Consider the following 11,953-nt stretch of genomic DNA (forward strand, 5'->3'; position numbering starts at 1 on the left):
TTCTCCTCTTAGAAGCCCAAGCTTGATAATAAATCATCAACATCATCTTGTCCTGAGACAACATCATCACGAGATTCTTTATCAATAATTGGCCCTTCAGGGCCTGCAAGTGTATTTTCAGCAGGCGGTTTTTCAATGACTGGTGCTATTGTTTTTGTTTCGCTATCATCTTGGCTGCCAAATGCTGTCAACAAGTGGATCAAGCTGTCTTCTACTTCTCTAACAAGCTCGATAACCCGACGGATCACTTGACCGGTTAAATCTTGAAAATCTTGTGCCATTAACACATTGGTCATGAGTCCTTGCAACTCATCCGTTTTAGTTTGCGAGCTATTCATGAACTTATCTAAGCTATGGCAAAGTTTTTTAAATTCACCTAGCTCAATTTCACGATTCATTAAACGATCCCAAGTGGGTTTAATGTCTGAAATGTCATCAGCAAGCTGTTGGGCAATGGGTAAACTTGCTTCTACAGCATCCATGGTTTTATTAGCAGCGTTTTCGGTCATTTCCATAACATAGTTAAGACGCTGCTTCGCGTCGGGTAGTGCATCTTTGGTCAAATCAGCTAAACGTGTATCAAGCTCAAAATTTTTCAACGCATCATGAAGCTGACGCGTAAGTTTGCCTACTTCGGCAAATAATTCTGATTGCTCTTTTGACGCCGCATCAATAATTAACTGATCAGCTTTATCTTGTTCACCGTTTTCAAGGTAAACCACAAGCTGACGGGCTTGTTCTAAACTGATCTGAGGCGCAGCAGGTGCTGACATAAGCCTCTCCTATTTATTTAACCTAAACGCTCAAACACTTTTTCCAATTTGGTTTTCAGTGTTGCAGCTGTAAATGGTTTAACGATATAACCGTTAACACCAGCTTGTGCAGCAGCAACAATTTGTTCTTTTTTAGCTTCTGCTGTTACCATTAAAACAGGAATGTGTTTCAGGCTGTCATCGGCCCTAATAGCGCGCAAGAGATCGATTCCTTGCATGCCAGGCATGTTCCAATCTGTAACTACAAAATCAAATTCTTGATTCTGCAACATCGGTAAAGCTGTTGAGCCATCGTCAGCTTCTTGTACATTTGTAAAACCCAAATCTCTTAACAGATTTTTGATAATACGTCTCATCGTCGAAAAATCATCAACAACAAGAATTTTCATGTTTTTATCCAAAACATCCTCCGGTGAGGTCTGAACCTATATTTACTTACTACTAATTAATCCAGTCATTGATTTTTGCTTTGAGCTTAATCATCGCCTGACCATGTATCTGACTCACACGCGATTCACTTACATCGAGTATACGTCCAATCTCTTTTAAATTCATTTCATCGTTATAATACAGCGACAATACTAACCCATCTCGTTCAGGTAAAGATTGTATAGCTGTTAATAATGATTGATTAAAGCGTTCATTTTTAACGTTATTAAAGGGCTTGTCCAGTGCTAAATCATGTCCCACTGGTGTGATAACATCTTCATCTACCCCTAAGTCTTCTATACCTAACACTTTACTTGAATTTACATCACTAAGAATATGATGGTACTCATCTAGCGTAATATCAAGTTTTTCAGCAACTTCACTGTCTTTAGGTTCTCGATTCAGGCTGCTTTCTAGCTCACTAATCGCTTCAGCGACTCTGCGGCTATTACGGTGCACTGAGCGTGGAGCCCAATCACCTCGGCGCATTTCATCCAGCATCGCACCACGGATACGAATGCCTGCAAAGGTTTCAAAGCTTGCACCTTTAGTCGCATCAAAGTTCTTTGATGCTTCAATTAACCCTATCATCCCCGATTGAATCAAATCATCGAGTTGCACACTCGCGGGTAAACGAGCGATTAAATGACAAGCCACTTTTTTGACTAAGGAAGCATGTCGCTCAACAATCACATTTAAATTTTGTGTCGATTGATATCCCATCGCTTTATTCACCGATGCCGTCATAGTTAGCCGTTTACTAATTTTTCTATGAAAAATTCTAAATGACCAGATGGTTGATTAGGTATAGGCCATTTAACTGCTTTTGTCGCTAATGTTTTAAATGCTATTGCTGCTGGGGAACTTGGAAATAAATCAACAATCACTTTCTGACGACGAGTTGCTTTACGCATATTTTCATCATACGGGACTGTTGCCACCAATTCCATTGAGACATCCAAAAAGCGATCCGTTACTTTTGAGAGCTTAGCAAATAGTTCCTGGCCTTCACGCATGCTGCGCACCATATTAGCAACGATTTTAAATTTATACACACCGTGCTCACGACTCAATACTTTGATTAATGCATAAGCATCAGTTATTGAGCTCGGTTCATCACATACTACTACCATGACATCTTGCGCTGCGCGCGAAAAACTTAATACCATGTCAGAGATACCAGCAGCAGTATCAACAATTAATATATCAAATTCGGTATTTAATTCACTAAAAGCGCGAATTAAACCAGCATGTTCTGATGGTGAAAGTTCCACCATACTTTGTGAGCCTGACGTCGCTGGTACTATTTTAATTCCTGCAGGCCCTTCAACTAAAATTTCATCGAGCTCGCATTCACCTGATAGTACATGAGATAGATTACGCTCTACCCTAAGTCCTAACATCACATCACAATTTGCTAAACCCAAATCGGCATCCAGTACTAACACTCGGTTTCCGAGCTGACCCAACGCAATCGCAGTGTTAAGTGAGACGTTAGTTTTCCCTACGCCACCTTTGCCACCTGTTACAGCGATAACTTTAACGCCGTTATTATTGTTTTGACTCATTTTACGCAGGCCACTTGCTTGATCTAATACTGTGTTAATCATACATCCCTACTGTGCTTGACGCTACTGCTTGGCGTCGTGAATGTTGTGCTTTTGTTCTTTTTAAATACAATTGTTCTGCTTTTTTTACTAATTTCTCTGCATTGGCGACCCGAATGTCCTCTGGAACGCGCTGACCGTTAGTAAGATACCCTATTGGAAGGCGATTTTGAATCGCTATACTAATAATCTCACCTAAACTTAATGATTCGTCTAATTTAGTGAAAATACAGCCACTTAATTGTACCTTCTTAAAGTGTCTTACGGTTTCTTGTAAAACATTAATTTGTGCGGTCGCACTGAGCACTAAATAATTGCGAATATCGACACGTTGATTACGCATTAGTGTATTTAACTGCTCAGTTAAACGTAAATCACGTTGGCTCATTCCCGCTGTATCTATTAATACTAGACGCTTATTTCGTAAATGATATAAAACTTCTGCTAATTCATTGGCATCTTTAACTTGTTTTACACCACAACCGATGATTCGGCCATAAGTAGCAAGCTGTTCATAAGCGCCAATACGGTAAGTATCAGTGGTAATAAGCGCAACTTTATCTGCGCCATATTTTTGTGCGCCAAGGGCTGCAAGTTTTGCCACGGTTGTAGTTTTACCAACCCCAGTAGGGCCAACAAGTGCATATACGCCGCCTTGGCGTAGTATTTCATTATTTGTAGTATGCATTTGGTTTTCAACCATTTGCAATAGCGCTTGCCATGCTTGCTGACGTGACACATCATCGGGAATAAAACAGGCCATTTGCTCTGCAACTTCACTGTCAATACCCATTCCGACTAAACGATCGATCATGCATGCGCGAGTAGGGTCGCGACGCGCTAAATCTTGTTGCATCAAGCCAGATACTTGATACTCAAGTAATTGACGCATCGCTGCCATTTCATCACGCATAGCGGTAATTTCATCTGTTTTGGCTGCACTTTTTGTTGGCATCGGAGTATCTAAATCATCAAAACCACTTTCTAGATCATCATCAAAACCTAAGCTATGTGCTTGCGTTTGTGGACGCGACGCAGTATCGCGACGAGCAAAATCATTATGTGCTTGTGGTTCATGGCGAGTTTGCTGTGGTTGATACTGAGTTGATGTATCAATCCCTGACTGGCTAAACATCGATGCAAGCTCAGGTGAGCGTGGACGCGGTGATTGGCGCTCTAATAATGCTTGTAAGCTATCAGCTACCGCAGCTTGCGGCTCAGGCTGTGAACGTTGTGGCGCAGGTTTAACAAAGTTAGCATTTGTTTGTGCTTGTGCCGTAGCAACATGTGCTTGTGCAGGTGCTTTCGGGGCTGCTTTTTCATAATCAACGGCGGCAACAATCTCTACCCCATTGGCTAATTTTTTATTTGACATGATTACAGCATCTACACCGAGTTCATCTTTAACTTCTTTCAGTGCGGTGCGCATATCTTTAGCAAAAAAACGTTTTATTTTCATGGTTCAACCCCTTTAAAATCCGATTATTGGCCTACTGAGCTGACAATCTTGATCTGTCTTTCGTCTGGTACCTCTTGATAAGACATCACTCGCAATCCTGGAATGGTGTACTTAACAAAACGAGATAACACAGTGCGTAACATTCCTGACGTTAGCAATATCGAAGGTTCACCGGCCATTTCTTGATTTTGATGCGCTTCATTTAATGATTGTTGAAGTCGCTCTGCAAGTCCTGGCTCTATTCCGGCACCTTCGTCGCCTGCATTTTGTAGTGACTGATGCAACATCTGTTCCAACTCAGGCGCCAAGGTTATGACAGGGATTTCTGATGACATTCCAACCGCGTCTTGAACAATTAATCTGCGCAGTGAAATTCGCACTGCTGCGGTTAATACATCAGGATCTTGGCTTCGAGGGCCATACTCAACAAGGGTTTGTACAATTGAACGCATATCGCGAATAGCAACGCCTTCATCTAATAAATTTTGTAATACTTTAACAATTGCTGTTAGTGGTAAAATATCTGGCACTAGCCCTTCAACTAAACGAGGATGACTTTTTGCCAGCATATCTAATAGATTTTGCACTTCCTCGTGGCCGAGTAACAAGGCCGCGCTGTTAGTTAGTAACTGACTAATATGCGTTGCTACCACTGTTGCTGCATCAACCACGGTATAACCGAGTGATTGTGCTTCATCTTTTTGATCTGGTTTGATCCAAATAGCGTCTAGACCAAAGGCCGGATCTTTAGTAGCAATGCCTTTTATTGGACCAAATACTTGGCCAGGATTAATAGCCAACTCATCACCGTGCTTAAGCTCCCCCTCACCACTTGAAACACCCATCATGGTAATTCTGTATGCATTTGGGTCTAACTCTAAGTTATCGCGAATATGCACCGGTGGAATTAAAAAACCAAGTTCTTGAGATAACTTTTTACGTACCCCTTTGATCCGGTTTAATAGTTCGCCACCTTGTGATTGATCAACTAATGGAATTAAGCGATAGCCAACTTCAAGGCCAATTACATCAACTTGTTGTACATCATCCCAACCTAGCTCTTTTTGCTCTTGCTTGTTAGCAACACCAGTGCCTGTTGCACCACCATTGGTAGCTTCTGCTTCTTTTGCTGCTGCTTCTTTTAGCTTATTTTGCTGGGTGTAATACGCTAAGTAACCAAGTAATGCACCAAGACTTAAAAAGGCAAAATGTGGCATACCCGGTACTAAACCCATCACGATTAAAATACCCGAGGCGATAAATAATGATTTCTCGTTACCGAGTTGTTTCTTAAATTGATCGCCCATATTGAGCGATTCATTTTGACGAGTAACAACAATTGCAGTGCCAATTGATAACAGTAATGATGGTAATTGTGCGACTAAGCCATCACCAATGGTCAGCAAAGTATACACTTCCATGGCGTTGCCAAAGCTTAAATCATGCTGGATCATACCAACAAACAAGCCGCCAACAATATTGATGATCAGTATTACAATACCAGCAATCGCATCACCTTTTACAAACTTGCTCGCACCATCCATAGAGCCATAAAAGTCCGCTTCACGGGTGACTTCTTCACGGCGATCTCGTGCTTGCTCTGCACTAATAAAACCCGCATTCAAGTCAGCATCAATGGCCATTTGTTTGCCTGGCATCGCATCTAAGGTAAAGCGTGCCGATACTTCAGAGATCCTGCCTGCACCTTTGGTGATTACCACAAAGTTGATGATAATCAAAATCAAAAACACCACTAAACCAACCGCGTAGTTGCCACCAATTACCACTGAACCAAAAGCTTCAATAACTTTACCTGCGGCATCACCACCGTTATGACCTTCAAGCAGCACCACCCGGGTACTGGCAACATTTAGTGCCAAACGCATAATCGTTGCAATCAATAGCACTGCTGGAAACATACCAAATTCAACAGGCTTCATGGTGTAAACTGTCACTAACAACACCACTAATGCTAAAGCTATATTAAACGAGAAAAGAATGTCGAGTAAAAATGGCGGTAACGGTAAAATCACCATACCCAACGCAGCGAGCACCAGCAAAGGTGTACCAACACCTTTTAAATACTCTTTTTTATCTTTATTAAGTTGTTGTAATACAGCTTTAAATTCCATAATTCTACAATTTCAAAAAATTGACACTAAACGGAATTTGCAATAACTATTCCAAGTTATTAATTACTAGCTTAAAAGAATACTGATTATTCAAATCAATACTTATAGGCATCTGGAATTGGGAGTGTTTTATTCAATTTTGTAGGGCGTTTACCACGGCCTTTTTGAAAGCGTTTAAGCTGAAATACATAAGCTAAAACTTGTGCGACTGCAGTAAATAGTTGGTCAGGGATTTGCTCTCCTACTTCGGCGGTATGATACAGTGCTCGAGTTAGCATGGGGGATTCAAGGATGGGTACCTCGTTACCAATGGCTATTTTCCTAATTTGCATCGCCATCTCATCAATGCCTTTGGCAACGACTATCGGCGCGCCAGCGCGCTCTGTGTCGTACTTTAATGCCACAGAGTAATGAGTAGGGTTGGTGACAACTACATCGGCATCTGGCACATCCTGCATCATGCGTCGCTGCGACATTTGTCTTTGCGTTTGTCTTATACGCGCTTTAATTTGCGGATCACCTTCAGAATTTTTATATTCATCTTTGACTTCTTGTAGAGTCATTTTTAATTCTTTGTGATGTTTATGGCTTTGGTATGGCGCATCAATCGCAGCAATAATGGTTAAGGTGCAGGTCAGTCCTAAAAACATCCATGCGAGTATCTCTAAGGCATGAATGATATTGCCCGGCGCACTTTCAATACTCAGATGAAGAATTTCATCAAAGAAGGTGTTGATCAAAAAGATAGCAAAGCCAGCTACTACCACAAACTTTAAAATCGATTTCACCAACTCGACGCCCGCTTGTGGACCTAACATCCGCTTTATACCTTTTGCTGGTGACATTTTACTGGCTTTAGGTGCTGCCGCCTCCCAACTAAAGTTAAAACCACCTAACAAGGTATTACCTATGATACCCGCCAGCACAATAATAAACACAAACATCGCCATCGGAAATACTAGCGCATCGGCCACCGCTCCCCACACTGAAAACATTTTAGTGGTATCGTACGTTTCATTACGGTTCAAGCTGAGCATGCGACCCATTATATTATACAGTCCCTTGCCAATCTCAGGTCCGTACATAAGTAATGAAATGGCTGAAAAAATAAGTACAAACATGGTGCCAAGCTCTTTTGAGCGCGCAACTTGGCCTTTCTTTTTCGCGTCGCTTACTTTTTTCCCCGTGGGTTCTTCGGTTTTTTCTTGACCTGAATCTTCAGCCATCACTCTCTCCTATGGGGAACAACCAACTAAAGTACACATTAACTCAATCATTTTTAACCATTGAAATTCAAATTGAGTAACAAAGTTACCTAAGGTTGCCCAAATAATGACTAAACCTGCAACCAAGGTAAACGGAAAACCGATTGAAAAAATGTTTAACTGCGGTGCTGCACGGGTCATCACACCAAACGACATATTAATCACCAGCATAGCTGTTAAAGGCGCCAAAGATAGCACCAAGGCGGTAGTAAACATCCAGCCGCCCCACGTCACTATGTCCCAATAATGATCAACCGCCCACCAATTACCGTCGATTGGCAGCACTTCAAAGCTATGCACTACCATTTGGATCATCATTAAATGGCCATTAAATACAAAGAATAATAGCGTTGCTAGAATCAAATAAAACTGCCCAACAGCAGGCACACTCATACCATTAGAAGGATCAACAACTGAGGCGAAACCAAGACCAGTTTGCATTGCTAATATTTGCCCTGCTAACACAAAAGTATTCAACATCAATACAGAAGCAAAACCTATCGCAACACCGATTAACATTTGTTGAATAACTACCAAGATCATCTCAAAAGAGAATAAGTTATTAAATGTCGCAGGCGGAAGTACTGGTACAACTAAAAAGGTAATCATTACCGCTAGACCCATCTTGATCCGCGTAGGCACATTTTTAGCACCCAGCCCCGCCATGATCATAATCATCGAGCTGATCCGTACTAGTGGTAACAAAAAGTCACTCAGCCACTGAATAATGACTGAAAAAGGAAACTCCATACTAGCCTGCTATCTCTGGGATGATAAGCACTAAACGAGTGAAAAAATCCATTAACTCTTGCGTTAACCAATGCCCTCCAGCAATTAACGCACTGATGGTAATTAATAAGCGCGGCAAAAAGCTTAATGTTTGTTCATTGATTGATGTAGCAGCTTGAAAAACGGCAACCACTAAACCCACTAATAAACCTGGTACCACAATTGCGGAGACTAACTTAATAACTAAAAACAAAGAATCGCTGAGTATGTCAACAAAAATTTCCGGTTCCATGGTCCCCTCCTAACCTTTGTAGGCAAAGTATTGTATTGCCATATCAAGTACCTAAGCCAAAACTCTTCGCTAAAGTGCCCATTACTAAACTCCAGCCATCGACAAGTACAAACAACATAATTTTAAACGGCATAGACACAATCATCGGCGAGAGCATCATCATACCCATGGCCATTAAAACTGACGCAACTACTAAATCGACTATCAAAAATGGAATAAAAAACATAAAACCAATAATAAATGCAGTTTGTAATTCACTGGTTATAAATGCGGGGATCAATACAATTAATGGCGTCGCTTCAGGTGAGTCTAACTTGTCATACCCAGCAATTTTAGCGAAGGTTTCTAAATCTTTTATGCGCACCTGTGAGAGCATGAATTCCTTCATCGGCTCTTTGGCAAGTTCAAGCGCTTGAATCGAGGTCACCTGCTCATTTAAATATGGCTCAATGGCTTGCTGATTCACTTTTTGATAAACCGGCGTCATTATAAAAATACTTAGAAATAGCGACATACCTAACAGTATTTGATTTGATGGTGTTTGTTGCAAACCAATTGCTTGGCGCAAAATAGCCAGTACTACAATAATGCGAGTAAATGAGGTCATCATGATCACCGCAGCGGGTATAAAGCTCAGCGCGGTCATAATAGCCAGAACTTGCAAGGTTACAGAATAATCTTGCGAGCCATCTGGATTAGTCGTAATACTTAACGCTTCAATGCCTTCGGCGTTAACTGAGGGAATAAAAACGAATGCAAAAAGTATAAGCAGCCACTTAGTCATATTATTAATTCTTTTTAATGTGGTTAGTTTGTGGGTTTAATAGCTTGCCAAAACGTTGTGCTAGGGCTGGCAACTCTTTTTCTGTTAACGGGGTTTCTAATTTATGCAGGTAGTTAATACTATGCGGCGTTACACCTAATAAATGCTGACAATTATCAATTTCGACGACCATTAATCGCTCTCGCGCACTTAATGGTAAACTACGCACCACTTTAAATTCGTCGGTATTTGCTAAATTGGGGTTTAGTTTTTTAACCAAAAATGCCAGTACCACAATCAGTACTAGCACCATGATTAAAGACATTACCATTGAGAGTAAGTCGCCCATAGGTGTCGCTGCGGGCAGTGCTGAGCTTGCTGCAGTCGATAAAAAAAGCCAACTGCTCATCGCAGCTTTTTGATCCGTTCAACTTGGCTGATCACGTCAGTGAGGCGGATACCAAATTTATCATTAACTACGACGACTTCACCGTGCGCTATCAATGTACCATTAACTAATACATCCAGTGGTTCACCGGCAACACGATCAAGTTCAACAACTGAACCTTGGTTAAGCTGAAGTAAGTTACGAATATTGATTTTTGAACGCCCAACTTCCATCGAAATAGTTACCGGGATATCTAAAATTGTATCGAGTTTGCGTTTTTCTTCGCCACTCATTTCATGTCTAGTATCACTTAACTCGTCAAGTTCAGTTACTTTGGCACCGTCAGAACTGTCGGTTCCTTCGGCTTCGGCTAAAGCAGCCGCCCATTCGTCCATTGTATCTTGGTCATCACTCATACTATTAAACCTTTTAATTCTCTTACCAGTCTAAATCTACGCCTTCTGAAAGGTGTAGATCATCTTCTAGTTCTGCTAATTCCGCATCTGAATCAAGCTTTTTGCCACCTTTTGTAAAGACATGCAACTCTGATTTGACTGATTCAGGACGTCTAATTTTTTCACTAATTTGCAGCGCAACGTTATCACGAGAACGACCCATTTTCGCCCTAAAGGTCGGCAGCTCTTCGACAAACACCGTTATGTGCTCTGGCATTTCAACAGGAATAATATCCCCAGCCTTAAGCTCCATAATTTGCGCTAAGGTTAAATCAACTTCAAGCAGTTGTGTTGATATTTCAACTTCAACATCCATAATTTCATCACGTAAGGCTTTGCTCCAACGTAAATCGGTATCTTCAGTATCTGATTGCACACCAGCATCGAGTAATTCACGAATAGGTTCAAGCATTGAATACGGCAATGCGATATGGAAATCTCCGCCACCGCCATCCAGCTCAATATGGAATGAACTGATCACTACTACTTCGGTGGGGCTGACGATATTCGCCATTGCTGGATTAACTTCTGAATCAAGATATTCAAAAGACACGTCCATTACCGGCGCCCATGCTTCTTTGTAATCTTCAAAGATTATTTTTAATAGCATTTGTACAATACGGCGCTCAGTAGGCGTAAATTCACGACCTTCTATTTTCGCATGATAGCGACCATCGCCACCAAAAAAGTTATCAACCAAGATAAACACTAACCGTGCTTCCATGGTGATTAATCCAGTACCTTTAAGAGGACGAAAGCGCACCATGTTAAGACTGGTAGGAACAAATAAAGTGTGGATATATTCACCAAACTTTATCATTTGTACGCCATTGATAGAAACCTCAGCAGTGCGGCGCATCATATTAAACAAGCTAATTCGCATGTGTCGAGCAAATCGTTCGTTCACAATCTCCAGAGTCGGCATGCGACCACGAACAATACGATCTTGTGAAGAAAAATCGTATTGTAGCGTATTACCGCTGCCATCATCACCGTCCTGTAGATCCTCCTCTTCGACTTCATCGACACCATGCAACAGGGCATCGATTTCATCTTGGGATAATAAATCGCTCACGCTGACCCCTTATTGCATTACAAAGCCGGTAAACAACACCCGCTCGATTACTTTACTTCCCTCTACGTCCATTAACGCCGCTTGTACTTTATCAAGCGCTGCTACTCGCAGGGTTTCTTTTCCTTCGCTAGTGCCCAGTTCATCTGCGGTGGTGGTTGAAAACACACCAAGCAATGTACCTTCAATTAGTGGAATATGCTTTTTGGCCGTTTCTTCATTCACATCACCGCGCACTAATAATTGCACTTTTATTTGCACAATACGGTCACGACTTGCACCTGGTACGTTAAAAATAAAAGGTCGAGGCATCGCAACATATAAAGCACTGCCAACCTTTGCACCACTGCCACTTACCTCTGCAGTTTCAGTTGCAGGTGCAACCGATTCGTCTGCAAGTGTTTCAGGAGCAGCGTCTGAGCCTGACATCAAGAAAAAGCCAGCGGCACCACCAATTACCAATACCGCAGCAATAATAATTATAATCAGCTTTTTTTTACTTTTACTGCCATCTTCAATTTCTAAATTTGCTTCTTCAGCCATGCCGCTTTCCTTTATGCCTTGATAATAGCGATATTACGAGTGTCAC

The 11,953-nt window shown here is 41.5% G+C and carries 14 protein-coding genes; all 14 read right to left on the reverse strand.

Going from position 1 to position 11,953, the window contains the following annotated elements:
- Window positions 1-8: 8 nt before the first annotated feature.
- The 14 genes from H5154_RS09985 to fliL all read right to left on the reverse strand — a co-directional run bounded on the left by H5154_RS09985 (window position 9) and on the right by fliL (window position 11,907).
- Window positions 9-773: a protein phosphatase CheZ gene (locus H5154_RS09985; RefSeq protein WP_182718175.1), complete on the reverse strand. Its 765-nt coding sequence runs from the start codon at window positions 771-773 to the stop codon at window positions 9-11.
- Between the two features lie 17 nt (window positions 774-790).
- Window positions 791-1,174, reverse strand: coding sequence for a chemotaxis response regulator CheY (gene cheY, locus H5154_RS09990; RefSeq protein WP_016708035.1), 384 nt, complete (start codon window positions 1,172-1,174; stop codon window positions 791-793).
- Window positions 1,175-1,214: 40 nt separating this feature from the next.
- Entirely contained in the window at window positions 1,215-1,925 is a 711-nt protein-coding gene (locus H5154_RS09995) for an RNA polymerase sigma factor FliA (RefSeq protein WP_182718221.1), read from the reverse strand.
- A gap of 26 nt (window positions 1,926-1,951) precedes the next feature.
- On the reverse strand, window positions 1,952-2,812 hold the full coding sequence (locus H5154_RS10000) for a MinD/ParA family protein (RefSeq protein WP_149981477.1): 861 nt from the start codon (window positions 2,810-2,812) through the stop codon (window positions 1,952-1,954).
- Entirely contained in the window at window positions 2,805-4,268 is a 1,464-nt protein-coding gene (flhF, locus tag H5154_RS10005; protein WP_182718176.1) for a flagellar biosynthesis protein FlhF, read from the reverse strand. The genes H5154_RS10000 and flhF overlap by 8 nt, the downstream gene beginning before the upstream one ends.
- Before the next feature lie 23 nt (window positions 4,269-4,291).
- Window positions 4,292-6,400, reverse strand: a complete 2,109-nt coding sequence (flhA, locus tag H5154_RS10010) for a flagellar biosynthesis protein FlhA (protein WP_182718177.1) — start codon at window positions 6,398-6,400, stop codon at window positions 4,292-4,294.
- A 95-nt stretch (window positions 6,401-6,495) separates the two neighbouring features.
- Window positions 6,496-7,626 carry a flagellar biosynthesis protein FlhB gene (gene flhB, locus H5154_RS10015; RefSeq protein WP_182718178.1) on the reverse strand — a complete coding sequence of 377 codons (1,131 nt, stop codon included), beginning with the start codon at window positions 7,624-7,626 and terminating at the stop codon, window positions 6,496-6,498.
- Window positions 7,627-7,635: 9 nt separating this feature from the next.
- Window positions 7,636-8,415, reverse strand: coding sequence for a flagellar biosynthetic protein FliR (gene fliR / locus H5154_RS10020; RefSeq protein ID WP_145239372.1), 780 nt, complete (start codon window positions 8,413-8,415; stop codon window positions 7,636-7,638).
- Between the two features lies 1 nt (window position 8,416).
- Window positions 8,417-8,686 carry a flagellar biosynthetic protein FliQ gene (locus tag H5154_RS10025; RefSeq protein ID WP_182718179.1) on the reverse strand — a complete coding sequence of 90 codons (270 nt, stop codon included), beginning with the start codon at window positions 8,684-8,686 and terminating at the stop codon, window positions 8,417-8,419.
- Window positions 8,687-8,729: 43 nt separating this feature from the next.
- Window positions 8,730-9,470 (reverse strand): flagellar type III secretion system pore protein FliP, encoded by a 741-nt coding sequence (fliP, locus tag H5154_RS10030; protein WP_182718180.1) that lies wholly within the window; start codon window positions 9,468-9,470, stop codon window positions 8,730-8,732.
- Window positions 9,471-9,474: 4 nt separating this feature from the next.
- Window positions 9,475-9,858 (reverse strand): flagellar biosynthetic protein FliO, encoded by a 384-nt coding sequence (gene fliO, locus H5154_RS10035; protein WP_145239382.1) that lies wholly within the window; start codon window positions 9,856-9,858, stop codon window positions 9,475-9,477.
- A complete protein-coding gene (gene fliN / locus H5154_RS10040) occupies window positions 9,855-10,253 on the reverse strand; it encodes a flagellar motor switch protein FliN (protein WP_149981486.1) in 399 nt (132 codons plus the stop codon). Before fliN ends, fliO begins: the two co-directional genes overlap by 4 nt.
- Window positions 10,254-10,275: 22 nt before the next feature.
- Window positions 10,276-11,367 (reverse strand): flagellar motor switch protein FliM, encoded by a 1,092-nt coding sequence (fliM, locus tag H5154_RS10045; RefSeq protein ID WP_149981487.1) that lies wholly within the window; start codon window positions 11,365-11,367, stop codon window positions 10,276-10,278.
- A gap of 9 nt (window positions 11,368-11,376) precedes the next feature.
- On the reverse strand, window positions 11,377-11,907 hold the full coding sequence (gene fliL / locus H5154_RS10050) for a flagellar basal body-associated protein FliL (protein WP_149981489.1): 531 nt from the start codon (window positions 11,905-11,907) through the stop codon (window positions 11,377-11,379).
- Window positions 11,908-11,953: the final 46 nt, after the last annotated feature.

Source organism: Pseudoalteromonas sp. SR44-5 (assembly GCF_014163675.1).
In the GTDB taxonomy this organism is placed as follows: Bacteria; Pseudomonadota; Gammaproteobacteria; order Enterobacterales; family Alteromonadaceae; genus Pseudoalteromonas; species Pseudoalteromonas rhizosphaerae.